Annotated in this window: 24 protein-coding genes; 13 read left to right on the top strand and 11 right to left on the bottom strand. The window is 62.3% G+C overall.

From position 1 onward, the window contains the following. The first annotated feature begins 33 nt into the window (after positions 1 to 33). The 3 genes from B9A97_RS25490 to B9A97_RS25500 all read left to right on the top strand — a co-directional run bounded on the left by B9A97_RS25490 (position 34) and on the right by B9A97_RS25500 (position 1679). Positions 34 to 789 carry a hypothetical protein gene (locus B9A97_RS25490; RefSeq protein ID WP_084368644.1) on the top strand — a complete coding sequence of 252 codons (756 nt, stop codon included), beginning with the start codon at positions 34 to 36 and terminating at the stop codon, positions 787 to 789. Positions 790 to 831: 42 nt separating this feature from the next. Beyond that, the gene (locus B9A97_RS25495; RefSeq protein ID WP_084368645.1) at positions 832 to 1209 is read left to right on the top strand and encodes a hypothetical protein; all 378 of its coding nucleotides are present in this window, start codon (positions 832 to 834) and stop codon (positions 1207 to 1209) included. A gap of 95 nt (positions 1210 to 1304) precedes the next feature. Then, entirely contained in the window at positions 1305 to 1679 is a 375-nt protein-coding gene (locus tag B9A97_RS25500; RefSeq protein ID WP_084368646.1) for a CopM family metallochaperone, read from the top strand. Between the two features lie 75 nt (positions 1680 to 1754). On the opposite strand, the gene B9A97_RS25505 is transcribed toward B9A97_RS25500, so the two are convergent. Next, positions 1755 to 2660, bottom strand: a complete 906-nt coding sequence (locus B9A97_RS25505) for a LysR family transcriptional regulator (protein WP_084368647.1) — start codon at positions 2658 to 2660, stop codon at positions 1755 to 1757. A 116-nt stretch (positions 2661 to 2776) separates the two neighbouring features. On the opposite strand from B9A97_RS25505, the gene B9A97_RS25510 reads away from it, so the two are divergent. The 4 genes from B9A97_RS25510 to B9A97_RS25525 all read left to right on the top strand — a co-directional run bounded on the left by B9A97_RS25510 (position 2777) and on the right by B9A97_RS25525 (position 5912). Continuing rightward, positions 2777 to 3793, top strand: coding sequence for a YeiH family protein (locus tag B9A97_RS25510; protein ID WP_084368648.1), 1017 nt, complete (start codon positions 2777 to 2779; stop codon positions 3791 to 3793). A gap of 66 nt (positions 3794 to 3859) precedes the next feature. Further along, entirely contained in the window at positions 3860 to 4567 is a 708-nt protein-coding gene (locus B9A97_RS25515) for an HAD family hydrolase (protein ID WP_084368681.1), read from the top strand. Positions 4568 to 4574: 7 nt separating this feature from the next. Further along, entirely contained in the window at positions 4575 to 5240 is a 666-nt protein-coding gene (locus tag B9A97_RS25520; protein ID WP_084368649.1) for a DNA-3-methyladenine glycosylase I, read from the top strand. 183 nt (positions 5241 to 5423) lie between these two features. Further along, a complete protein-coding gene (locus B9A97_RS25525; protein ID WP_084368650.1) occupies positions 5424 to 5912 on the top strand; it encodes a nuclear transport factor 2 family protein in 489 nt (162 codons plus the stop codon). A 171-nt stretch (positions 5913 to 6083) separates the two neighbouring features. Here B9A97_RS25525 and B9A97_RS25530 read toward each other — a convergent pair whose 3' ends face one another. Further along, the gene (locus tag B9A97_RS25530) at positions 6084 to 6428 is read right to left on the bottom strand and encodes a hypothetical protein (protein WP_084368651.1); all 345 of its coding nucleotides are present in this window, start codon (positions 6426 to 6428) and stop codon (positions 6084 to 6086) included. A 149-nt stretch (positions 6429 to 6577) separates the two neighbouring features. After that, positions 6578 to 7210, bottom strand: a complete 633-nt coding sequence (locus B9A97_RS25535) for a DNA-3-methyladenine glycosylase I (RefSeq protein WP_084368652.1) — start codon at positions 7208 to 7210, stop codon at positions 6578 to 6580. Between the two features lie 206 nt (positions 7211 to 7416). On the opposite strand from B9A97_RS25535, the gene B9A97_RS25540 reads away from it, so the two are divergent. The 3 genes from B9A97_RS25540 to B9A97_RS25550 all read left to right on the top strand — a co-directional run bounded on the left by B9A97_RS25540 (position 7417) and on the right by B9A97_RS25550 (position 10008). Next, the gene (locus B9A97_RS25540; RefSeq protein WP_084368653.1) at positions 7417 to 8205 is read left to right on the top strand and encodes a L,D-transpeptidase; all 789 of its coding nucleotides are present in this window, start codon (positions 7417 to 7419) and stop codon (positions 8203 to 8205) included. Between the two features lie 136 nt (positions 8206 to 8341). Beyond that, positions 8342 to 9034, top strand: a complete 693-nt coding sequence (locus tag B9A97_RS25545) for a L,D-transpeptidase (protein WP_084368654.1) — start codon at positions 8342 to 8344, stop codon at positions 9032 to 9034. A gap of 293 nt (positions 9035 to 9327) precedes the next feature. After that, positions 9328 to 10008: an outer membrane beta-barrel protein gene (locus B9A97_RS25550; protein ID WP_084368655.1), complete on the top strand. Its 681-nt coding sequence runs from the start codon at positions 9328 to 9330 to the stop codon at positions 10006 to 10008. 80 nt (positions 10009 to 10088) lie between these two features. Here the strand turns inward: B9A97_RS25550 and B9A97_RS25555 are convergent, their stop codons facing one another. From B9A97_RS25555 to B9A97_RS25575, 5 genes are all read right to left on the bottom strand, one after another. Then, positions 10089 to 10535, bottom strand: coding sequence for a hypothetical protein (locus B9A97_RS25555; RefSeq protein WP_084368656.1), 447 nt, complete (start codon positions 10533 to 10535; stop codon positions 10089 to 10091). Between the two features lie 70 nt (positions 10536 to 10605). Beyond that, entirely contained in the window at positions 10606 to 11910 is a 1305-nt protein-coding gene (gene glcF, locus B9A97_RS25560; RefSeq protein WP_084368657.1) for a glycolate oxidase subunit GlcF, read from the bottom strand. Between the two features lie 6 nt (positions 11911 to 11916). Next, positions 11917 to 12654, bottom strand: a complete 738-nt coding sequence (locus B9A97_RS25565; protein ID WP_084368658.1) for an endonuclease NucS domain-containing protein — start codon at positions 12652 to 12654, stop codon at positions 11917 to 11919. Further along, positions 12644 to 13852, bottom strand: a complete 1209-nt coding sequence (gene glcE / locus B9A97_RS25570) for a glycolate oxidase subunit GlcE (RefSeq protein WP_084368659.1) — start codon at positions 13850 to 13852, stop codon at positions 12644 to 12646. The genes B9A97_RS25565 and glcE overlap by 11 nt, the downstream gene beginning before the upstream one ends. Positions 13853 to 14249: 397 nt before the next feature. After that, positions 14250 to 15689 carry an FAD-linked oxidase C-terminal domain-containing protein gene (locus tag B9A97_RS25575; protein WP_084368660.1) on the bottom strand — a complete coding sequence of 480 codons (1440 nt, stop codon included), beginning with the start codon at positions 15687 to 15689 and terminating at the stop codon, positions 14250 to 14252. 134 nt (positions 15690 to 15823) lie between these two features. On the opposite strand from B9A97_RS25575, the gene B9A97_RS25580 reads away from it, so the two are divergent. Beyond that, entirely contained in the window at positions 15824 to 16720 is an 897-nt protein-coding gene (locus tag B9A97_RS25580; protein WP_084368682.1) for a LysR family transcriptional regulator, read from the top strand. 23 nt (positions 16721 to 16743) lie between these two features. Here B9A97_RS25580 and B9A97_RS25585 read toward each other — a convergent pair whose 3' ends face one another. Then, on the bottom strand, positions 16744 to 17496 hold the full coding sequence (locus B9A97_RS25585) for an AraC family transcriptional regulator (RefSeq protein WP_244564361.1): 753 nt from the start codon (positions 17494 to 17496) through the stop codon (positions 16744 to 16746). A gap of 170 nt (positions 17497 to 17666) precedes the next feature. On the opposite strand from B9A97_RS25585, the gene B9A97_RS25590 reads away from it, so the two are divergent. Further along, positions 17667 to 18869 carry an MFS transporter gene (locus B9A97_RS25590; RefSeq protein ID WP_084368662.1) on the top strand — a complete coding sequence of 401 codons (1203 nt, stop codon included), beginning with the start codon at positions 17667 to 17669 and terminating at the stop codon, positions 18867 to 18869. A gap of 46 nt (positions 18870 to 18915) precedes the next feature. On the opposite strand, the gene B9A97_RS25595 is transcribed toward B9A97_RS25590, so the two are convergent. Both B9A97_RS25595 and B9A97_RS25600 read right to left on the bottom strand, forming a co-directional pair. Next, positions 18916 to 20325, bottom strand: a complete 1410-nt coding sequence (locus B9A97_RS25595; RefSeq protein WP_084368663.1) for a DUF6880 family protein — start codon at positions 20323 to 20325, stop codon at positions 18916 to 18918. 76 nt (positions 20326 to 20401) lie between these two features. Next, the gene (locus B9A97_RS25600) at positions 20402 to 21673 is read right to left on the bottom strand and encodes a DUF3422 family protein (RefSeq protein WP_084368664.1); all 1272 of its coding nucleotides are present in this window, start codon (positions 21671 to 21673) and stop codon (positions 20402 to 20404) included. 166 nt (positions 21674 to 21839) lie between these two features. Between B9A97_RS25600 and B9A97_RS25605 the strand changes: the two genes are divergently transcribed. Continuing rightward, a complete protein-coding gene (locus B9A97_RS25605) occupies positions 21840 to 22646 on the top strand; it encodes a FadR/GntR family transcriptional regulator (protein WP_244564359.1) in 807 nt (268 codons plus the stop codon). Positions 22647 to 22679: the final 33 nt, after the last annotated feature.

Genomic DNA, 22679 nt, shown 5'->3' on the forward strand with positions numbered 1-22679 from the left:
ATCGGCCATCGCATCACGGTTTACCGGTAATCCATGATCCTTGAAGCCCTGAACTATGCCGCCACATGGCCACTGACGTCAGCGGCGAACCGGCCGCATATCCGCTATTCCGTCAATCTCTGGTCCCGCGCCGGGCGATGCGCCGCCGCCTGGCGGGAGCATGAAGAGATGAGCCGGCGGGCGATGCTTGCGGCGATGGCGGGTCTCCAGCAAAAACGCACCGCCGTGGTGCTGGGCTCGGGCCTGCTGCGCGACGTGCCAATCCTGGAGCTGACACTGCAATTCGATACGGTCGTTCTGGTCGATCTGGTGCATCTGGCCAGTGTGCGGACATGGCTTGCAATAAAGGGCCTGCGCAATGTCAGGCTGATCGAGCGGGATCTTTCGGGGCTCAGCGACATCGCGGAAGGCCGCGATCCCGATCCGCTCGGCTTCCTGCGCCAGGTGCCCTATCTCGATCTCGTCATCTCGGCCAATCTCCTGTCGCAGATCGGGCGGGGGGCAAAGCGGCGGATCGATGAGATGCCGCAGGGCGCCATGCCCGATGATGCCCTGCCCCGGCTGATGCAGGCCCATCTGGACGGCTTGGCAAACCTGCCCGCCAAGGCCTGCCTGGTCACCGATATCGCCTTCTCGGTGGTGGATCGAACGGGCCACGTTCATGAGACCGTGGACCTCATGCATGACGTAACACCGCCGCAGGCATCCTCAAGCTGGCAATGGCCCGTCGCGCCGCTCGGCGAGGAAAGCCGCGACTATCAGATCATCCACCAGGTCATTGCGGCATAGGCCAAGCCTTGCTTGCGCCAAAATTCTGACTACTTTGGAGCCATGCGCTCAGTGATCCGCCTGATGCTTGTCCTTGCCGCCCTGGCCTATGGCGCGATGCCATTCACCGGGATGGCCGGTCCCATGGCGGCCACCGGGCCAGCCCAGGCCGCCGCGACACAGGCCGATACCGGACATGATGGCCACGAAGCACATGCGGCTTCCGCCCCGCAGATGCATCATGAACCGGCACCCGACGGCGATTGCCCGCATCCCGGCAAGACCATGGCTTCAGGCCATTGTGCCGCCTGCCTGACGCTGCCTGCCGATATTCTGATCGCGGAGTCCGGACCACCGGCCCGTTCTACGCTTACGCCTCGACTTATGGCGACTTTGACCTCGCGCGCCGCGCCGCCGCTTGATCCCCCTCCCCGCGTCTGATCCTCGCAACGATTCCACTTCATTCAACCCGCACAGGCCACCGGCCTGAAGGCATCACGTTGTTCTGAACAATCAGACCAAAGGGAAACAAGACAATGATCAAGACGATCTTCACCGTATCCGCACTTCTGCTGGCCACCACGGCAATTGCTCAGGATCATCAAGGCCATGGCAATCATGGCGGCATGACCGCCGCTGAACCCAAGGGGGACCAGGAGCCTTCCAGCAAGGCCTTTGCCGAGGCCAATGCCAAGATGCATAGGGATATGGATATCGAGCTTAGCGGCAATTCCGATGTCGATTTCGTGCGTGGCATGATCCCGCACCACCAGGGGGCGATCGACATGGCCCGCATCCAGTTGCAATACGGCAAGAACCCTGAAATCCGGAAGCTGGCCGAAGAGGTGATCAAGGCGCAGGAAGCCGAGATCGCCATGATGAAGGCCTGGCTTGAGAAAAACGGCCAGTGAGTTCAATACCTGAGCGCCATTGAGGCGACTATCGGGGCGGCATCGTGTCATCGCGATGCCGCCTGCGTCACACCCTTATGATGGTTGCGATGGCGTGGATTTCTCGCGCGCCAGCCGCTCCATGGCGATCGCAGCCTTGCTCGGATGGCGCTCCTTGTGGCGCAGCACGGAAAACGGCCGCGATGGCAGGGCTATGTTGGCGCGCACCAGCTGCCCCTCGTGCAACAGGGTTTCCGCAGCACTTTCCGAAACAGCCGCTGCGCAGCCGCCGGCGCGCACCGCCGACAGCACCGCTTCGTTGGATGGCAGTTCCAGCACGATTTTCAGGGCCTGCGGATCGATACTATGCGTGACCAGCGCTGCCTCGAACGCGGCGCGGGTGCCAGAGCCTGCTTCCCGCATGATCCAGCCCGTGGCCGTCACAAGGTCGGCCGGCGGCACCGGTTTTCCTGCCGCCCAGGAGTGATCCGGCGAGACAACCACGACGATGGCATCCCGGGCGATTTCCGAAACCGACAGGGCCGGCTCATCGATTGGCCCCTCGATAAACCCGATATCGGCCAGCCCCTCCATAACCGCCTTGGCCACCGTGGTGGTGTTGCCGATGGTGAGCTTCAGGTCGATGCCCGGATATTGCGCATGGAAGGCCATCAGCACAGGGGGCAGCCAATAGGAGGCAACAGTCTGGCTGGCATGGACGGAGAGCGCACCGCGCGTGAGCCCACCCATTTCCGCCAGCATCAGTTCCGCTGCGCGAACGCGCGCCAGCACGGCCTTAGCCTCCGGCAGGAAGGCGCGGCCCTCCGGCGTCAACTCGATCCGGCGGCCGATGCGGTGGAAGAGTTCCACCTGGTAGAAAGCTTCGAGATTTCGGATCGCCGCACTGACGGCGGACGGCGTGAGCGCGATGGCGTCGGCGGCACGGGTCAGGTGCTCGCGCTCCGCCACGGCAACAAAAATCTGCAATTGCTCGAAGGTCAAGGAATGGCTTTCGCATTTCGTTCGGATTTGGCGAACGAAACATACTTTATTATGCGATGGAAGACGATATTCGCCCGTGCGATTTTTGAGGCATCAAATAATTTGGATGCCCTGACATGCCCGCCACCCCAACCTCGTCACGCCTGTTGCGCCTGCTGCCCGGCCTTGGCCTCAGCTTTGGCGTCACGCTGCTGGCCGTGGCGGTCGAACAGGTGGAACAGGCGTTTTTGGGCGGCGGCTGGCTTGGCAGCCTCGTGTTGGCCATCATCATCGGTGCAGGCATCCGCTCCAGCGTCCGGCTGGGGCCAGCACTCCTTCCCGGCATCGATTTTTCCGCCCGCACGCTGCTGGAAGTCGCAGTCGTGCTTCTTGGCGCATCGATCAGCGTTGCGGCCATCCGCGAGGCTGGCGCCACCCTGGTGATCGGCATCGCCGCCATCGTCGCGACCTCGCTTGGCTTCAGCTATCTCATCTGCAGGGCGCTCGGCCTGTCCGCCCGGCTTGCGACCCTGGTTGCCTGCGGCAATTCGATCTGCGGCAACTCCGCGATCGCTGCAACGGCGCCAGTCATCGGCGCGAATGCCGACGAGATTGCCTCCTCGATCGCCTTTACCGCCATTCTCGGCGTCGGCGCGGTGCTGCTGATGCCGCTGCTGCCGGAACTGCTGGGGTTGAGCGCCCTGCAATATGGCGCGTTTGCCGGCTTGACCGTCTATGCCGTGCCGCAGGTGCTGGCGGCCACGGCGCCGGCCGGCCTCGTCAGCATGCAGACCGGCACGCTGGTCAAACTGGTCCGGGTGATGATGCTGGGGCCGGTGATCTTTTCGCTCGGTCTGGCCAAGGGTGCCGGCTGCCGCAAGATATCTCTGCACCAGTTGGTGCCGTGGTTCATTGTCGGTTTCGCGCTGATGATGGCTCTGCGCTCGGCCAATCTCATTCCCGGTGCTGCATTGGAGCCGATTGCCGCCGCATCGCACTGGCTGACCATTATTGCCATGGCGGCACTGGGCCTCTCTGTCGATATCCGCCAGGCGGCGCGTGCCGGCGGTCGGGTGATCGCATCGGCCGTTCTGTCGCTCGCCATGCTCTGTCTCATCAGCCTGGCGCTGGTGCAGGTCGTCCATCTCGGTTGAACCGCCCTTGCATCGCCACAGGCCGGCGCTAAACTCCGCCGCATCCAACAGACGGACGGCATGCGCATGACCCAATCGCCCCTTTCGATCATCGGCTTCGATGCCGACGACACGCTTTGGCAAAACGAGCAGTTCTACCGGCTGACGGAAGAGCATTTTCGCAGCCTGCTGGCGGACTATGCCGAAGGCGCCGATATCTCCAAACGGCTGCTGGAGGCGGAAAAACGGAACCTCGCGCATTACGGCTTCGGCATCAAAGGCTTCACCTTGTCGATGATCGAGACGGCGCTGGAGATCACCGAGGGGCGGGTGCCGAGCAAGGTCATTGGCGAAATCCTCGCCATCGGCCGCGATCTCCTCAGCCATCCCGTGGAATGCCTGCCGCATGCGCGACAGACGCTGGAGGCGCTGGCGGGACATTATTTCCTTGTGCTGATCACCAAGGGCGATCTTTTCGACCAGGAGCGCAAGCTCGCCCAATCAGGCCTTGGCGATTATTTCGATGCGGTCGAGATCGTGTCCGACAAGAGCGCCACCACCTATCGCCGCATCTTCGGCAAGCATGCCGAGGGGCCGGAGCGGGCGATGATGATCGGCAATTCGCTGAAATCCGACATCGTGCCGGCGCTGGCCGTCGGCGCCTGGGGTGTCTTCGTGCCGCATGAACTCACCTGGATCTTCGAGCATGTGGAAAAGCCGGTCGAGGTGCCGCGTTTTCGCGAGATCGCGGATCTCGGTGGCCTGCTTCCGCTGATCGAGACGCTGGAGCAATAGGGACGACATGCGCACGTTCGATGAGATCTTTGAGCTCGCCGTGGCGCGCAAGGGGCACGACGCGCTGGAGGCGGAACTGCAGTTTCCCAAGCCTCGCGACGAGATCGCCGCGACGCCTGACGACCGGTTCCTGTCGCTGATGACCAAATGCATCTTCCAGTCCGGCTTCAACTGGAAGGTCGTGGAGGCGATGTGGCCGGGGTTCGAGGCCGCCTTCGACGGGTTCGATATCAGCCGCTGCGCCATGCTGCATGACGAGGATTTCGAGCGGCTGGTCTCCGACACCCGCATTGTCCGCCATGGGCCGAAAATCCGGGCCGTCCAGGAAAACGCGGCCTTCCTCTCCAGCATTATCGAGGAACACGGCAGTGCCGGCGCCTTCTTTGCGGGCTGGCCTGTGGAGAATTACATCGGCCTGCTCGACCTCCTGCAGAAGAAGGGCTCGCGGCTCGGCGGTAATACCGGTCAGTATTTCCTGCGTTTTGCCGGCCTCGAAAGCTTCATCCTCTCGGGCAGCGTGGTGAACCGGCTGATCGCCGAGGGCGTGGTGGCAAAGGCCCCCACATCCGCCAACGACAAGGCCGCGGTGCAGGCGGCATTCAATGCTTGGCGGGCACAATCGGGGCGCTCGCTCACGGAAATCAGCCGGGTGCTGGCGATGAGCATTGATTGAGGGACCCAGCGACCTCCTAGTCGAATCCGTGCGCCACAATGGAATTGGCTGAACTGGAGGAAAGGGACTGGACCGCTCACTTGGTTTGTTTTTCCTGCCTATCGGCTCAAAAACTGCCTTCTTGCTGCAGTCTTGCGTTGTTCTATTCTGCTTGGGCAATAACGGACATGATGGGAAGGCAGAATGAAATCAACGCTCATCGCCATGGTGGCTTCTTTGGTTCTTGCGGGCGCGGCATTTGCGCAAGAAAAAGTAGTCGGGGTGGAAAACCCGGACCAGTTGTTTACCAGCACAGATCCGGTGCTACACCACAACAAGCAGGTGACCTATAAAATCATCACCGTGTTGCTGGAGGCCAATCAGTGGGATCAGGCAGACAAATATCTCACGGAACGGTATATCCAGCATAATCCCAATGCCGCTTCTGGCCGCCAAGGCGTGGTGGATTATTTCACCAAGGTGTTGAAGGTTAAGCCCTCACCCATCCCTGAAAAGATGAAAACCGAGATTGTCTCGGTGGTCGCCGAGGGTGACATTGTCACAGTAGCCTTCCCGCGTGAGGTGACAGATCCAAAAGATCCCTCCAAGACCTACACCACCACATGGTTTGACAGTTGGCGTTTCAAGGACGGCAAGGCTGACGAGCATTGGGATTCGGCATTAAAGCCTTAAGAGTACCACGGCGCACTGCACTCTTTCGCCTTTGCGACGGATGACTTGCGTTGGCGTTACGTCGGCCTGACAAACCCAGCCCTCAGCCCCTCCACCTCGCCCCGGCACATGCATCCCTCGAGATGGTCATTGACGCGTTCGAGGGATGCACGAAATCATCGTGGCCCATGATCACGGCGACAAAAGCCTGGCGACGGGAAAGGGCATTGCGATCCCAAGAAATATTGCTGCGATACTCACCGACACTGTAACAACTTTAGGACCCCGAGCCGGAAAAGCGAGGGCTACAACGGTGTTGATGATGACCAGCAGAAGCAATTCGTCCAATATAATCAAAGGACTTGATTGCGAAAAATACGTAATTCCAAAAGTGAGCTCAAGATAGGAGGCGCATTCCTGTCCGTCAGCATAGTTCTCACCTTGGCTGAAAAAATAGCCACAGCCATTCGCCATCATCAGTATGGCATAGGTGCAGTTCGTCATAAAAAAGATGAGGGCCTTTGTTGCTGGGTGCACACTATGTCCTCTGTCGCTCACCGTGGTTTTGCCGCTACAGCAGGTCGCGTTGACTTGGATTCAAGCGCCCTGCTGTAGACTTTTGTTTTCGCATATCTTTGTCCCAAAACCGCTGCGCACTTTTGGGAGACATGCGCTAGAATTCGTCTTCAAGAAGGCCTGACAAACCCTGCCCTCAACCGTTCCACCTCGGCCCGGCACATGCATCCCTCGATATGGTCGTTGACCAGGCCCATGGCCTGCATGAAGGCATAGACTGTCGTGGGGCCGACGAAGGTCCAGCCGCGTTTCTTCAAGTCCTTGGAGAGCCGCACTGAGGTCGGCGAGGTGGGATTGGCCCTCAGCGTGGCATAGTCCATGGTAGCCGGACGCTCGGAGGCTGGCGGTTCGAAGCTCCAGAAATAGCGGGCGAGCGAGCCGAACTCCGCCTTGAGGTCAACAGCGCGGCGGGCGTTGTTGATGGTCGAGACGATCTTGCCGCGATGGCGGATGATGCCGGCATCGGCCAGACAGCGAGCAATGTCGTCATCGTCAAACAGCGCGACGCGGGCAAAATCGAAGCCGGCAAAGGCCGCGCGAAAATTCTCGCGCTTGCGCAGGATGGTGAGCCAGGACAGGCCCGATTGGAACCCTTCCAGGCAGATCTTCTCGAACAGCCTGATATCATCGGTGACAAGCCGGCCCCATTCCTCGTCATGATAGCGCCGGTAGTCCTCCAGCCCGCCATGCCAGGCGCAGCGCTGCAGTCCGTCATCCCCCGTGATCAGGCCGGTTTTTTCCATGTGGCGTGATTCTCCTATACACCAAACCGGCGTTTACCATTTGTTCACCAGTCTTCCAAACCCGGCGCTAACCCTGACAAAAGGTTTATGGGTCAGCGGGCCTTTTAATGAACGGGCATTTACCAATTTTCCGCCGCCGTGGTGCCACGATTGCGCCAATCGGGGCCTCACCCCTTCCCTCGGTCAAGATGTAACGAGTTCGTCCGATGTTGAAAAAATCCCTGCTGTTCGCCGCCGGTCTGTTGCTGGCATTCGACCAATCCGCCCTCGCCAATGATCGCTACCAGAACAGGCCGCCCGTGATGGTCAGCCCCAGCCTCAGCGCGCCTTGGGTGATTCAGTTGCAAGGGTCGGGCCGCCGCGTCGTGACCTATCCCACACGCCAGATGCCGGCGCCGCGCCAGCAGGCCCAGCCGTATTACCGCGGGCTTCCCGTGCAAGCCGGCGCCCAGCGCCGCCGGACCTTGCTGGGTGGCGACATGCCCGCCCAGGTACAGCGCGCCTCGGTTCCGCGCGCCGCGCCCATGAAGACCCAGATCGACCCGATGTACCTGCCGCAGGTGGTCAACTACGAGACCAAGGAAAAGCCGGGCACGATCGTCATCGATACCAACAATCGCTTCCTCTATCTGGTCCAGGCCAATGGTACCGCGCGCCGCTATGGCGTGGGCGTCGGCAAGCCGGGCTTCGAATGGGCCGGCACGCACAAGATCACCCGCAAGGCGGAATGGCCTGACTGGACTCCGCCGCAGGAGATGATCGCCCGCGAGGCCGCCAAGGGGCATTACCTGCCCGCTCGCATGGATGGCGGCCCGGAAAATCCGCTCGGCGCGCGCGCCATGTATCTCGGCTCCACGCTCTATCGCATCCACGGCACCAACGCGCCCTGGACCATTGGCAACGGCGTCTCGTCCGGCTGCATCCGCATGCGCAACGAGGATGTGACCGACCTCTACGAGCGGGTTGGCGTCGGCACCAAGGTGATCGTGATCTGATCATCCCGTGACATGATACGGCAGGCCCAACCGGCGAAGTCTCTTCAACTTTGCAGGAGCGTCGGGCTTGCCGCTTGAAACACCCCCAAACTTGGCTAGAATTTTCTCGGGCAATATTTGAGAGGGACCTTTCCACATGCGTAAATACCTGAACGCGGCGGTCGCCGTCGTCCTGGGAGCCACCAGCCTGCTGCATCCCGTGAGTGCTTCCGCCTTCAACGGTGCGGCCGAACTGGGCAACCAGCGCTCATCCGACGTATCGCTCGTCGTGCAGCGGAAGGAGCCCGACGAGAAGTTCAAGCGCCGTGTGGTACGGCTGATCACCAACGAGGCTCCCGGCACCATCATCATCGATACCAACAACAAGTTCCTCTACTATGTCGAGGGCAAGGATCGTGCGACCCGCTACGGCGTGGGCGTCGGCCGCGACGGCTTCGGCTGGTCGGGCGTCGTCAAGATCGGCCGCAAGGCGGAATGGCCGGAATGGCGCCCGCCGGCTGAGATGCGCGCACGCGAAGCCCGCAAGGGCCACATCCTGCCGGTCGTGCAGCCCGGCGGCATCGACAACCCGCTCGGCGCGCGCGCCATGTATCTCTACAAGGGCGGCCGTGACACGATCTTCCGCATTCACGGCACCAACCAGCCCTGGACGATCGGCCTCAACATGTCCTCCGGCTGCATCCGCATGATGAACAAGGATGTCGAGCACCTCTATCAGCGCGCGGACGTCGGCACGAAGGTGATCGTCGTTGGCCCCGGCAATCGCCAGGGCGAAGTGAGTTTCGAAGATCGCGGGATCGACTACCTGCGCACGATCTTCGGCGGCTGACCGCGCGGATTGCCCAAAGTCTCACGTCTCGAATGCGCGCGCGTAACGGGCGCGCATTCCCGCGATACCGCAATGACGGATGCCGCTTGATGCATTTTTGACACTGGCCTGTTTTTTTAAGACAGATACCTCGTGGAACAGCCGGTGTCGTGGCAGTATCCGGCCATAAATTTTGACTTTCGGTAAGGACAAACGGCCATGATGGGCTTAGATAGTCCTGCATCGAATCAACACAAAAACCACGCACGGGAATCATTCGCATTTCCGCTGGATCGCAGAGACCGGGACTTTTCATGAACAGCAAACTGATTTCCCAACTTTCCGCCTGTCTCTTGTCGGGCGCAGCATTCATGGCCGCGTCCAGCGCCAATGCGGAAGACTTCAACATCTCGGTCTATGGCGGCTACCAGACGGCGCCGCATTCGACCGTGGATGTCACGGGTCCGACCGCGCCGACCTCGTTCACCGCAGGCTGGGACGGCAAGTCGTTCTCCGCACCGCCTTACTATGGCGTTCGTGGCGTCTGGTGGCTGGAGAATTTCGGCAAGCCCAATCTCGGCGTCTCGATCGATTTCTCCCATGCCAAGGTCTATGCCGACACGGATACGCTGAGAAAGACCGGCTGGTCGCATTTCGAGTTTTCTGACGGCCTGAACCTGCTGACCCTGAATGGTCTCTATCGCTTCCCGATCGAAAACACCCGCTTCACCCCCTATGTGGGCGCCGGTGTCGGCTTGAACATTCCGCATGTCGAAGTGACCCGCGGCGCGTTCAAGACCTTCGAATACCAGGTTGGCGGCGCGACGCTGCAGGCCCAGGCCGGCGTGGACGTCAAGATCACCGACCGCTGGTCGATGTTCGCCGAATACAAGGGCAACTATTCCTGGGTTGATGTCGATATCGACCGCGGCGACAAGCTGAAGACCAACGTCTTGACCAATGCCATCAATGTCGGCGTGACGTTGAAGTTCTAAGATTTTGCCCGGGAGCCTCAGGGCGGTCCCGGCAATAGTTTTCCAGAGTATCGAAAGGCGCGCGGGGCCACTCGGGCGCCTTATCTGTATGCGCAACTCACGGTGCCGGCATATTCAGCCGATTTACGCTCGGGATCCTTGGCGCCCTGCCCCCATTCGGCCGAAAGGGCGTAACGTCCCTTGAAGCTCGCTGCATTGGCATCGGGCACATCGGCTTCCAGCACCAGATCGAAGCGTTCGATCCCGCGCCAGGTTCGGCTGTGGCTGCCGATCGCCATCTGCAGGCGCGCGTCCCCGAACCGGGCCTCCCGCAACATGCCGGAGGAAAAGGTGACTTTCTTCAGGAGTTCCGGGCCGTTCTCTTCCTTCACCGCCATCACGCCGCGGAGCCGGGTGAGCTTTTCGCCTGATGATGTGCCACGGGCGCCTTCGATGACCATCCGAAGGGACGCATCGTCGGCCGCGCAGTGAAGCACGGCGGCAGAGGCCTGAAAACCGCATGAGATCGCGACTGTAAAAGCCAGCATTATCGCTCTGCATGCCATGGGGCGTCTCCTCGCGCGCCAATCGCGCGAGAAACATCATGCCTCACTAATATTAGATCTTCGCTAATTTCGCCGGGCGTTCGCCGCCATAGGCCCAGTCGAGCAGTTCGATCGTGTGCAGGATCGGCACCGCTATGCCGGAGCCGATCTGCGTCATGCAGCCGATATTGCCGGTAGCGATCACATCAGGCCGTGTCGCTTCGAGATTCTTCACCTTGCGGGCCTTGAGCCTAGCCGAAATCTCCGGCTGCATGATGTTGTAGGTGCCCGCCGATCCGCAGCAGAGATGACCTTCCGCCGGATCGCGCACGGTGAAGCCGGCATTCTTCAGCAGCAGCTTCGGCTGCATCGTGATCTTCTGGCCATGCTGCATGGAACAGGCGGAATGGTAGGTCACCGTGAGGTTCTTGCGCTCCTGCGCCGGCAGATCAAGCGTGGCGAGATATTCCGTCACGTCTTTTGCCAAGGTCGAGACACGGGCGGCCTTTTCTGTGTAGGCGGGGTCGAGCCGCAGCATATGGCCGTAATCCTTGATGGTCGTGCCGCAGCCGGAGGCGGTGATGATGATCGCATCGAGGCCGCCGGCCTCGATCTCCCGCGTCCAGACATCGACATTGCGGCGGGCGGAGGCCAGCGCCTGCTCTTCCCGGCCCATGTGATGCACCAGCGCGCCGCAGCAGCCTTCGCCCTGCGGCACCGAGACCTCGACGCCGAGCCGCGTCAGCAGGCGGATGGTGGCGGCATTGATGCCGGGATCGAGCACCGGTTGGGCACAGCCGGTCAGGATCGCGACACGCCCGCGCCGCGCGGATTGCGGTTCGTGCTTGCCCGGCGCACTGAATTTCGACGGCGCCGGCGTGGCAGCGGGTGCAAGATCCAGCATGGCGCCGAACGGCTTCAAGGCCGGAACGCGCTTCATCAGGCCGCTCAGCGGTTTGCCAAGCCGGGCGAGCGACAGCGCCAGCCGGAACCGCTCAGGATATGGCAGCACCATGGCCAGGATTTGCCGCGTCAGCCGGTTCATGAACGGCCGCTTGTAGGTCTTCTCGATATGGATGCGGGCGTGGTCGACCAGATGCATGTAGTCGACGCCGGAGGGGCAGGTGGTCGTGCAGGCGAGGCAGGACAGGCAACGATCGATATGGGTGACGATCTGCTTGTCCGCCGGGCGTCCATTTTCCAGCATGTCCTTGATCAGATAGATCCGGCCCCTGGGGCTATCGAGCTCGTTGCCAAGGGTGACATAGGTCGGACAGGTCGCAGTGCAGAAGCCGCAATGCACGCATTTGCGCAGGATCTGCTCCGCCTCGGCGACGTGGGGATCGGCCAGTTGTTCCAGGGTGAAATTGGTTTGCATCCGGGTTCAGGCCTCTTCCTGGAAACGAAAGGTGATGGAGTAGCTAAACAAGGACAGGCCCGGCACTGCCTTCGCTGCCGAGCGGGTGCGCCGGTCGAATTCGTGTGCCACGATAATGCCGCGCAGCCGGGCACCCGGCTCTTCGTCCATCAGGTCGCCCATGTAGCCAAGCGTCTGGCCGACAACGCGAGCGTCCGTCTTTCCAGCCTTCAACTCCACCACCACAAGATTGCCGGCGGCATCGCGGCACAGAATATCTATGAAGCCGGACAAGACGCCGCGCTCCAAGCCATCATCCACGATGGTCAGGCCCGGCTCCAGCAGCGCAATGTTCTGTCGCAGTGCCGCTTGCATATCGCGCTCAAGCGACAGGCGTTGTTTATCGCCCGGTTCCTGTTCCGGCAGCATGGGCGCGATGCGGTGATCCTCGATCGTCCCCGCGAAGGGGCCGTCCTGGCTCGCCTGTAGAAATCCGACATAACGCACGACGGCGTTTTTATAGGATTGCAGGTTGTTGCGGATATTGCCGTCAAAAATGAGTTTCGATGGGTTCGGTTTATCAAGCCGCTCATCGGCCGTCGAATAGGTCAGTTCCGAAATCAGAGCTTCATAGCCGCCATTGGCAACGATCTCATCGATCGCGCCATAGCTTTGCTCTACTTTGGCAACACGATGAAGCTGCGCCGTTATGGTGTTTTCCTGATAATCGGCATTCTGAAGCCAAGCCCTGTAATCACTGCGCATTGGAAATTACCATCCGGCCGGGGTTGAAGACGCCGTTCGGATCGAATTTGGCCTTCACCGCCTGCTGCAGCAGGGCGACGGCCGGTGCCAGAGGTTCGAAGGCCGGCACAGCGCGGCGTAGGCTTTCGGGGGCGCGGACCAGTGTCGCGTGGCCGCCGCCTGTTGCCTTGATGTAGCGGCGCAGCGTTACATCCTCCGCATCGGCCTCCATGCGCATCCAGACGAGGCCGCCCTGCCAGTCGTAGAAGGCGTCGATGCCCGCTTCCAGCCGGAGCGCCGCCACCAGCTTGTGCCCCTCGCTCGGCGCGACCGAAACGCGCCAAAGCGGTCGCACCGTGCCATCGGCATAGGGTTTGACATCCCTGATCTCCCGCCAGAGGGTGGTCGTCTCGTCGGCATCGAGATGCGCGACGGGGCCTCTGTCGCGCATGGCCGCGGCCAGCTTTTCGGCACGCACGCGAACCGAGGCCTCCAGCCCTTCAAGCCGCAGCACCGTCGCCGGTCCATCCGGCAGATGGCCTTCAAGGAAGCGGCCACGCACGGATTCCGGCAGATGGGCAGCGCCCGACACCTCGACCGGCAGGGCCATGGCCGCGGCCATTGCTGCGGCAGCCTCGGCATCATCAAGACCCGAGAGGACGATGGTGGCGGCCGTCTTCGGTCGCGGCAGCACCTTGAAGGTGATTTCGGTGAGGAATGCGAGCGTGCCGTGGGACCCAGCCAGCACCTTCACCAGGTCAAGGCCGGTGACATTCTTCATCACCCGCCCGCCCGCCTTGACGATCTCGCCACGGCCGTTGACGAAGCGCAGGCCGAGCAGATGGTCGCGCGCGGCACCTGAGGTGAAGCGGCGCGGTCCGGAGGCATTGGTCGCGAAGACGCCGCCGATGGTCGGCTCGCCCTCGGTGCCCATCACAGGGCGATGATCGATCGGCTCGAAGGCCATCATCTGGCCGGTTTCCGCCAGCGCCGCGTCGACAACGGCGACCGGCGTGCCCGCCCAGGCGGTCATGACCATTTCCGCCGGGTTATAGGAAGTGATGCCGGAGAGGCCGGTGGAGCTCAGCGTTTCCGAGGCGTCGACCGGGTTGCCAATCTCGCCACGCGTGTTGCCACCGGAAATTTTCAGCTGTTGGCCACGGGAGGCGAACTCGCGGATGATGTCGGCGGCTTGGGATTCGGTGGCGGGGGTCAGCATGGGGTGGTGCTCCTCGCCCGTGTTTCGGTGAGGGGCGTTGTTGAAGCATTGCTGATCTTCCTGGTGTGGACACCTGCCTCTGCGTGCACAGCGTGGATACCCCCCTCTGGTCTGCCGACCATCTCCCCCTCAAGGGGGGAGATCGGCTGGGCGCACCCGCTCGTTTTCTCGAAACCAGAGACAAGTGGTGGACGCGTCAAAGCATGAGACCGGACGGAGAGAGGCAACGCCTCGGCAATACGCCAAATATGAAGCGAGCGGCATCGGCTTGCCGATCTCCCTCCTTGTGGGGGGTGAGGCATGGTCGGCAAAGCCGAGCAATCGATCCAGTGAATCGATTGCAATGCCGAACGCCGGCAGACCGGAGGGGGGTATGCTAGGTGCCCGCAATAACTCATCACGCCGCCGTCCTCCCCTCCAGCGGAAACACCTTGGACGGGTTCAGTGTCCATTTGGGGTCGAAGGCGGCGCGCACTGCCATTTGCTGGGCCAGATCAACCTCGGCATATTGATGCCGCATCAGGTCGCGTTTTTCGATGCCGACACCGTGTTCGCCGGTCAGGCAGCCGCCGGCATCGACGCAGAGCTTGAGGATATCCATGCCGGCGGCTTCGGCGCGGGCGGCGTCCTCGGGGTCGTTGATGTTGTAGAGGATCAGCGGATGCATGTTGCCGTCGCCGGCATGGAAGACATTGGCGCAGCGCAGGCCGTAGCGGGCGATGATCTCGGCGGTCTTCTTCAGCACATAGGACAGCTGGCTAAGCGGCACCGTGCCATCCATGCAGATATAGTCGGCGATGCGGCCCGTCGCGCCGAAGGCGGATTTGCGGCCCTTCCAGATCAGCGCCGCCTCGGTGGCGGACTGGCTTTCGCGCACGGTCTTCACGCCATGGCGTCGGGCGATCTCGACGATCGAGGCCAGCATGGCCTCCATCTCCGCCTCCGATCCCTCGACCTCGACGATCAGCAGCGCCTCGACATCGAGCGGATAACCGGCATGTGCGAAGGCCTCGCAGATCTCGATGGCCGGCTTGTCCATGAATTCGATGGCGACGGGCACGATGCCGGCGCCGATGATGTCGGCCACGCAGGCGCCCGCCTCTTCCGAACTGTCAAAACCGAATAATACGGGCCGCGCACCCTCAGGCTTGGCCAGCAGGCGGACTGTTGCCTCGGTAACCACGCCCAATTGGCCTTCCGAGCCGCATACGAGACCGAGCAGATCTAGCCCCTCAGCGTCCAGCGCCTTGCCGCCGATTTCGATGATCGTGCCGTCGACCAGCACAAGTTTCACGCCCAGCAGGTTGTTGGTGGTGACGCCGTATTTCAGACAGTGGGCGCCGCCGGAATTCATGCCGATATTGCCGCCAATGGTACAGGCGAGCTGGGAGCTTGGATCGGGCGCATAGAAAAAGCCATCGGCACCAACAGCATCTGAAATGGACAGGTTCGTCACGCCAGCCTGCACCGTTGCGGTGCGGTTGGCATAGTCGATGTCGAGAATGCGGGTCATGGCGGAGAGGCCGAGGACCACCGCATCCTCCTGCGGAATGGCGCCGCCTGACAGAGAGGTGCCCGCCCCGCGCGGCACGACCGGAATGCCGTATTTGTGGCAATATTTGAGGACGGCGGCGACCTGCGCCGTGGTTTCCGGCAGGGCAACCGCCAGGGGCCGGCGGCGATAGGCAATGAAGCCATCGGTCTCGAAGGGCACGAGTTCGAACGGTTCATGAACCAACCGCTCCGGCGGCAGAAGCTCTGCCAGATCCTCAACGATCTCGCGGCGACGCACGAGGATCGCCGCATCCGGCTGCATGAATTCTATCGCGTCTGCCATGATGCCCCTCCCGTCGTTCCGCTCTACCGGAATACACCCAGCCTGCAATCGCTTCAACTGGTATTAAATGTTTACCACTTTCCCGATGCGATGGCAAATGCTATGGACTTATGACAAAATCGGAAACAATCGGCATGACCAATCTCGGCGATCTCGAAGTCTTTGTCCGCGTCATCTCGGCGGGCAGCATGTCAACGGCGGCGCGGTCGCTGGGGCTTTCGCCGGCTGTGGTGTCCAAGCGCATCAAGCGGCTGGAGGAGAGCCTCGGCACGCGCCTGCTGCAAAGAACCACGCGACAGATTTCGCTGACGGAAGCTGGGCAAGGTTATCACGAGCGGGTGCTGGCCGTCCTGGCCGGACTGGAAGAGGCAGAGGCCTTCGCGTCCGGTCGCTCGTCGGAAGTCAGCGGCACCCTAAAGATCTCCGCGCCGACCTCCTTCGGCCGCATGCATATCGCGCCGCATCTCAAGGGCTTCATGGGGGCACATCCGGATCTTGCGGTCCATCTGGTGCTGTCGGACGAGTTTACTGATATTGTCGGCGGTGGTTATGACCTGGCGATCCGGATTGCGGAATTGACCGATTCCAGCCTCGTTGCCCGGCGGCTCGCCCCGGTGCGCCGTGTGCTCTGCGCATCACCCGACTACATCGCTCGCCATGGCCAACCTGACAGCATTGAAGACCTGAAAAACCATGTCTGCCTGCCGGCGCATAATTACGACGCCTGGCGGCTGGAAGGTCCTCAGGGGCCGCTGACAGTCCGGCCCGATGGCATGCTGATTACCAATTCCAGCGAAGTAATCCGCGAGGCGGTGATCGCGGGGCTCGGGATCGCGCTGCGCTCGACCTGGGATATCGGGCCAGAACTGCGCGATGGTCGGCTGGTGCAGGTCTTGCCGCGATACGAGGGATCGAAGAACGTCTCGGTCTCGGCGGTCTATCCTAGCCGCCAGTTCCTGCCGGCCAAGGTCAGGTTGTTCATCGACTACCTGGCATCGCTTTACGGGCCGGCGCCCTATTGGGATCGATAGGGGCTATGGGGGCTCAGCGCCACCTAATCCCCCGTCTTGTTGCCCAGATACACCCGCGGCGGGGCGCCGAGCATGCGTTTGAACATGGTGGTGAAGGCGGCAATGCTGTCATAGCCGAGATCGAGCGCGACAGTGGTGACCGGCTCGCCGGATGCCAGGCGCGGCAGGGCGGCAAACAGGCAGGCCTGCTGGCGCCAGGTGGAGAGGCTGAGGCCCGTCTCCCGCCGGAAGACGCGGGTGAAGGTGCGCCGGCTCATGGAGAGCTCGCCGGCCCAGCGCTCGATCGGCAGCTCCGCACTTGGCGCGGCCACGAAGCGCTGGCACAGGGTGGCCAGCCGCTGATCGCTGGGAAATGGCAGAGCCAGCTTGCGTTCCGGCAGTGTTGAGATCACGTCGAGCAGCAGGGGAATGATCAGTTCCATCCGCCCGGGAACATCATCGGCCGGCTGCGGATCGGCGGAGGCCTCGATCAGCGCACGGGCAAGATCGGTGACGCTGACCGCCGTCACCCGCGAGGGAAGTTCCGAGCGAGCCCCCGGCGCCACGACGAAGGAAAGCATGGTGACGTCCACCAACATCTCCACGGAATGCTGGACATGCGGCGGTATCCACAAGGCATGATCGGGCGGCACCATCCACCGCCCCTGCGCCGAGGAGACCATGGCGACGCCATCGCGAGCATAGAGAAGCTGGGCACCCTCATGGGTGTGGACCGGAATCCGGTGGCCTGCCTGATATCGCTGCGCGCGCGACTCGACCGTGCCACTGACGATCATGCCGGGGCGGTCGTAAACATTGTTGACGACCACGACATTGCGGACTTTCCCAACCATCGGCTTTGGCCCACTCGCGAAAGAAATGGACCAAAACACGAAAGCGGCAAATTCACAATCGTCATATTTATCGGGGCGTCCACCGAGGAGTTGCAGACGTGACCGATAACGCAATGCGCATTGAACCCCAGAAGGCCGAGACAACGGTCTTCGGCATCATCATGGCGATCAGCTTCTGCCATATGCTGAACGACACCATGCAGTCGCTGATCCCGGCACTCTATCCGATGATCAAGGACAGCTATGCGCTTGACTTCACGCAGATCGGACTGCTCGGGCTGGTGTTCCAGGTCACGGCATCGCTGCTGCAGCCGCTGGTCGGCATCTACACCGACAAGCGGCCCCTGCCCTATTCGCTGGCGGTCGGCATGGCCTGCACGCTGACCGGCCTGCTGCTGCTCGCCTATGCCCATAGCTACTGGATGCTGCTGGTCGGGGCCGGCACCATCGGCCTGGGCTCTTCGATCTTCCATCCGGAATCCTCGCGCGTCGCGCGGCTGGCCTCGGGCGGGCGGCATGGCCTGGCACAATCGCTGTTCCAGGTGGGCGGCAATTTCGGCACGGCCATCGGCCCGCTGCTTGCTGCCTTCATCGTGCTGCCGCGCGGCCAGACGACCGTCGCCTGGTTTTCGGGTATTGCGCTGCTCGGCATGATGATCCTCTGGCGTGTCGGCATCTGGTACAGCCAGAACAGGGTTTCGGCGACCAGGCGCGTCAATGCCGGCGCCGTGACGCTGCCGCGCAACCGGGTCATCGCCTCGATCGCGGTGCTGGCCTTGCTTGTTCTGTCCAAGCATCTCTACATGACCAGCCTGTCCAGCTATTACACCTTCTACATGATCGAGCGCTTTGCCGTGTCCGTGCAGCAGGCGCAGGTGCTGCTGTTCGTGTTCCTCGGCGCGGTCGCCGTTGGCACTGTCGCGGGCGGGCCGATGTCGGACTGGTTCGGCACCAAGTTCGTGATCTGGTTCTCGATCCTCGGCGCCCTGCCGTTTACGCTGGCGCTGCCCTATGTCGGCTACGAACTGACCATCGTGCTGACGGTGTTCATCGGCCTGATCCTGGCCTCGGCCTTCTCGGCCATCGTGGTGTTCGCGCAGGAACTGGTGCCGGGACGCGTGGGAATGATCGCCGGGCTTTTCTTCGGCTTCGCCTTCGGCGTCGGCGGCATCGGCGCGGCGGTGCTCGGCGTCGTCGCGGACCACAAGGGCATTACCTATGTCTACAACATCTGCTCCTACCTGCCGCTGCTTGGCCTGCTGACGGTGCTGCTGCCCGACATCGGCAAGGGGCGCCGGCACAAGCTGAAGGGTTGACGTCACCAATTGCGGCCCGCCCTTACGGCGGGTCGCATCGATCGGTTCAGCGCAGCTCGGCCGGAACGATCGACCAGAAGGAATGTTTCTTGGCGTGGTTCTTTTGCAGGTCGGCCATGAAGGCCTCATGGTTCTTGATACCGGCATCGGCGGGCAGCTTGGGCGCAAGATTTGACAGCGCGACGATGTATCCCGCGGCATAGACATAGGCATCCGATATGCCGCGTTTCAGGATGTCAGCCACGAGTACGCGGTAGAGAATGGTCGCCGCAACGGGCTGTGTTTCTTCGAGAGCCTCCGCGGCAGGCAACAGCAGCCCGTAATGGCGTCCCTCCCATTTGGCGGCATGCCGCGCGACATGCTTGGCCGCCAGATCATGGCGCGGCCAGTCCATGAAGAATTCCAGCGCGCCGTAGATGTCGTCCGACCCCTGGACGACGGCAAGCGCCTTGTCCATCTCGTCGAACTCGGCGAAATCGTCCAGCTTGGACAAATACACTTTGAGCACGACCACATCGAGGGTTTCGGTGAACTCGCGCCACCGCAAGTCCTGCGCGTCGCCCCGCCGCTTCAGGCGCTCCAGGATATCGGCCTCCAGCAGACGGCGCTCGCGCGCCTCGTATTCCGGACCGACGCCAGCCATGATGCCGTGCACTGACAATAGCCGCATGCCCGGCAGCGGCATGCGGATCCATTCCAGCGCTTCCTGATATCGACCGGCGTCATGGAGCATGCGCGCGGCCACCATCGTGTCACGCCGGTTATCAGGCTTCGCCTTTTCCAGGGCCAGGAAGCCATCCACATCGCCCTGACTGCGGGCCAGCAGTTGCAGCAGATCGACCGCACCCAGCTTGCCCGGCTCGCGGGCTGCCGCCTCGGTTAGCAGCGACTTCCAGGCATTGCCACCCTCGGCGGATAACCCCTGGATCAACTGCCGGGGGAAGCCCGTATGCTCGCCATAGCGATCGCGCAGCCGGAGCTTTTCGAAGAAGGGCACGAGCTTGACCTGGTCCTCCGGCCCGAGGCCGTGGATCAAGGGCAAGGCCGCGGCTTCGGCATCGTCGAACACCTTCCAAAGACGCGCGCTATCGGCAATCAGCCTGGCGGAGATACTGAACCGCAGGCCAAGGAAACGCAGGATACGCTCTGCAGCCCCTGTGGCATCGACGGCGGCGAATTCGGAGAGGATGTTGCGTACCAGGCCGGAATATTCGACGGTCAGATCCTTGGCACGCGATGCGGAAATGCGGGTCTTCGACTGCTCGATCTGGTCCAGCCGCTTGTCGATGAGGCGTGCCATCTCCTCGCCGCCGCCGCCACCGGCCAGTGCCGTTTGCAGGCGCGCCTTGAGCGCCTTGTTGGCGCCGGCCTCTTCCAGCAGGATCTCTACCAACTTATCGATGCCAAGGCCAACAAGGCCGTCCTTATCCAGCTTTGCCCGCTTCTGTCTCGCCATTCGTCGCTGCCTGCCGCCTCTTATGTGCTGGCTTTATCGACCAGCCGAACCGGCACGGCAAGGATTTTTAGCCGGATCAGTCCGCCTCGCCGTGGCTGCGACGGATGCGACGGACCACCCACCAGACACCGAAGACGACGATGGGCACCGAGGCGCCGGTCAGCACAGACGGATCGACAGGCAGGACATCGTGGCTGACGGCCTTGGTGAGATAGCCGACGAGGCCGACGATGTAGTAGGAGATGGCGGCGACCGAGAGCCCTTCCACGGTCTGCTGCAGGCGCAGTTGCAGCTCGGCACGACGGTTCATGGCCGTGAGCAGGTCGGAATTCTGCCGCTCCAGTTCGACATCGATCCAGCTGCGCACCAGGCCGGTGGCGCGGGACAGCTTGCGCGACAGGTTGGCCTGGCGCTCCTCGATCGATTGGCAGGTGCGCATGGCCGGCGCTAGGCGCCGTTCCAGGAATGCGCCCAGCGTTTCAAAGCCTGGCACAGGCACCTCGTCCAGGGTGCGGATGCGTTCGCGCACGATGCCGTCATAGGCGCGGCTGGCGCCGAAACGGTAGAGGCTGAGCGCGGCATTGGCCTCAAGCCCGGCGGCGAGTTCGGTGATTTCCCCCAGCATCTCGTCGGCCTCGTCGCGGGCATGGGCCTTCATGCGCTGGGTTACTGCCGTCAAGCCATCCTCGATGCGCCGTATCTCCGGAGACAGGGTCTGGGCGAGCGGAAGGCCCAGCATGGCGAGCGTTCGATAGGTCTCGATGTCGAGAAGCCGCTGCACCAGCGCACCGCGTCCCCCCTCCGACAGCCCGCGATCAATCAGCAGGATCGGGGTTAGGCCATCGCCATCCTGATGGAAATCCGTCAGCATCTGCGCATGGCCGTTCTTCAGCGCACTGTGGCAGAGGCTGGCGGGATCGAATTGCGCGATGGCGGCTTCTGTCGCCGTGCCCTCAGGTCGGATCTCCAGGCGGATGCCCGAAATCAGCGGTCCCGGCGCCTTGAAGCCATCGCCAAAGGGATGCACAGGAATTTCGCCGCCGAACGTCTCCGGCAGCGGGCCATCCCAGAACCAGGTGGAAAACTCGGTATGCCGCTCCCAGCGCAGGGTACCCTGCCCCCAGGGCATGGCATGATGGCGGGCGTTGCGATCAGGCGGGGAGACGCCCCGGGCCCGCGACATCTCCGATATGGCCGTGTGATGGACGATGGAGCCGCCGTCCATCATGAAGGCCAGTTGGATGATCACCCGCGAGGATTTGACCAGCGCATAGGGCCGGGCGTGGATTTCGCCAAGCGCTGCCGCACGCTCCGCAGCGACCGGAAAACTGAAACTCCCCTTGCCCATCGATCAGCCCCCTGTTCGCTGTTTAACAGTTCTAACAAAAGTCAGGCCCGAGCGGCAGGGGCTGATTGCCGCATTCTTTGCGCTCATGCGCTGGTTCCCAGAACTGGCCAAGAGAATTGACCAGTTGTCGCGGGACTTGCTAAGCTTTGCGCAGATGGAGGCCCGCGTGGAAGACAGGGAAGACGGCGTTTTCGCCCAGATCAACCATTTCAAGACCTCCGACGAGGTGGTGCGCCAGATCGAATTGCTGATCCTGGAGGGCGTGTTGCGCGATGGCGACCGGCTGCCGGGCGAACGGGATCTCGCTCAGGAATTCGACGTATCACGGCCGATCCTGCGGGAAGCGCTGAAGGAGCTTGAGGCCCGCGGTCTCGTGACCAGCCATCATGGCGGCGGCACGTTTGTCGCCGATATCGTCGGCCAGGTCTTCTCCAAGCCGCTGACCGACCTCATTTCCCGCCATGCGACGGCGACCCGCGACTACCTGGAATATCGCCGTGAGCTGGAAGGACTGACGGCTGAACTGGCGGCATCGAGAGCCACCGAGGCCGACAAGTCGCTCTTGGCGCGGATCATCGCGGACATGCGAACCGCCCATGACACGGCCGATGCTGAGGCGGAACTGGCAGCCGATGTCGCCTTTCACAGCGCGGTCGGGGAAGCGGCCCACAACATCGTGCTGCTGCACACGATGCGCGCTTGTTATCGGCTGTTGTCGGAGGGTATTTTCTTCAACCGCAAGGCCGTTTTCGCCCTGGCCAATGCGCGGGAGAGGCTGCTCGAACAGCATGTCGACATCTTCGAGGCGATTAAGGCAGGCGATCCGAACAAGGCCAAGGCCGCGGCGCAGGCTCATATCGATTTCGTCATGGAGGCCGTGCGCGACGCGGATCGCGCCGTCGGCTGGAACCGGGTTTCGCGCATGCGGTCGATGCTGCGCGACAAGCCGCAAGGCACCAGCCGGAAAGGCTGAGCCACACAACCTTTCGACGTAGGATTCATTGTC

The organism is Rhizobium sp. RU36D, from assembly GCF_900176345.1.
Classification (GTDB): Bacteria; Pseudomonadota; Alphaproteobacteria; order Rhizobiales; family Rhizobiaceae; genus Allorhizobium.

What these genes read in the sequence shown, in the direction of transcription:
- B9A97_RS25580 (WP_084368682.1), top strand. Translation starts at nt 15,824, where the DNA reads ATGACCAATCTCGGCGATCTCGAAGTCTTTGTCCGCGTCATCTCGGCG.
- B9A97_RS25520 (WP_084368649.1), top strand. Translation starts at nt 4,575, where the DNA reads ATGCGCACGTTCGATGAGATCTTTGAGCTCGCCGTGGCGCGCAAGGGG.
- B9A97_RS25515 (WP_084368681.1), top strand. Translation starts at nt 3,860, where the DNA reads ATGACCCAATCGCCCCTTTCGATCATCGGCTTCGATGCCGACGACACG.
- glcF (WP_084368657.1), bottom strand. Translation starts at nt 11,910, where the DNA reads ATGCAAACCAATTTCACCCTGGAACAACTGGCCGATCCCCACGTCGCC.
- B9A97_RS25510 (WP_084368648.1), top strand. Translation starts at nt 2,777, where the DNA reads ATGCCCGCCACCCCAACCTCGTCACGCCTGTTGCGCCTGCTGCCCGGC.
- B9A97_RS25540 (WP_084368653.1), top strand. Translation starts at nt 7,417, where the DNA reads ATGTTGAAAAAATCCCTGCTGTTCGCCGCCGGTCTGTTGCTGGCATTC.
- B9A97_RS25595 (WP_084368663.1), bottom strand. Translation starts at nt 20,325, where the DNA reads ATGGCGAGACAGAAGCGGGCAAAGCTGGATAAGGACGGCCTTGTTGGC.
- B9A97_RS25545 (WP_084368654.1), top strand. Translation starts at nt 8,342, where the DNA reads ATGCGTAAATACCTGAACGCGGCGGTCGCCGTCGTCCTGGGAGCCACC.
- B9A97_RS25585 (WP_244564361.1), bottom strand. Translation starts at nt 17,496, where the DNA reads ATGATCGTCAGTGGCACGGTCGAGTCGCGCGCGCAGCGATATCAGGCA.
- glcE (WP_084368659.1), bottom strand. Translation starts at nt 13,852, where the DNA reads ATGCTGACCCCCGCCACCGAATCCCAAGCCGCCGACATCATCCGCGAG.
- B9A97_RS25565 (WP_084368658.1), bottom strand. Translation starts at nt 12,654, where the DNA reads ATGCGCAGTGATTACAGGGCTTGGCTTCAGAATGCCGATTATCAGGAA.
- B9A97_RS25575 (WP_084368660.1), bottom strand. Translation starts at nt 15,689, where the DNA reads ATGGCAGACGCGATAGAATTCATGCAGCCGGATGCGGCGATCCTCGTG.
- B9A97_RS25600 (WP_084368664.1), bottom strand. Translation starts at nt 21,673, where the DNA reads ATGGGCAAGGGGAGTTTCAGTTTTCCGGTCGCTGCGGAGCGTGCGGCA.
- B9A97_RS25535 (WP_084368652.1), bottom strand. Translation starts at nt 7,210, where the DNA reads ATGGAAAAAACCGGCCTGATCACGGGGGATGACGGACTGCAGCGCTGC.
- B9A97_RS25495 (WP_084368645.1), top strand. Translation starts at nt 832, where the DNA reads ATGCGCTCAGTGATCCGCCTGATGCTTGTCCTTGCCGCCCTGGCCTAT.
- B9A97_RS25490 (WP_084368644.1), top strand. Translation starts at nt 34, where the DNA reads ATGATCCTTGAAGCCCTGAACTATGCCGCCACATGGCCACTGACGTCA.
- B9A97_RS25590 (WP_084368662.1), top strand. Translation starts at nt 17,667, where the DNA reads ATGCGCATTGAACCCCAGAAGGCCGAGACAACGGTCTTCGGCATCATC.
- B9A97_RS25555 (WP_084368656.1), bottom strand. Translation starts at nt 10,535, where the DNA reads ATGCTGGCTTTTACAGTCGCGATCTCATGCGGTTTTCAGGCCTCTGCC.
- B9A97_RS25525 (WP_084368650.1), top strand. Translation starts at nt 5,424, where the DNA reads ATGAAATCAACGCTCATCGCCATGGTGGCTTCTTTGGTTCTTGCGGGC.
- B9A97_RS25550 (WP_084368655.1), top strand. Translation starts at nt 9,328, where the DNA reads ATGAACAGCAAACTGATTTCCCAACTTTCCGCCTGTCTCTTGTCGGGC.
- B9A97_RS25500 (WP_084368646.1), top strand. Translation starts at nt 1,305, where the DNA reads ATGATCAAGACGATCTTCACCGTATCCGCACTTCTGCTGGCCACCACG.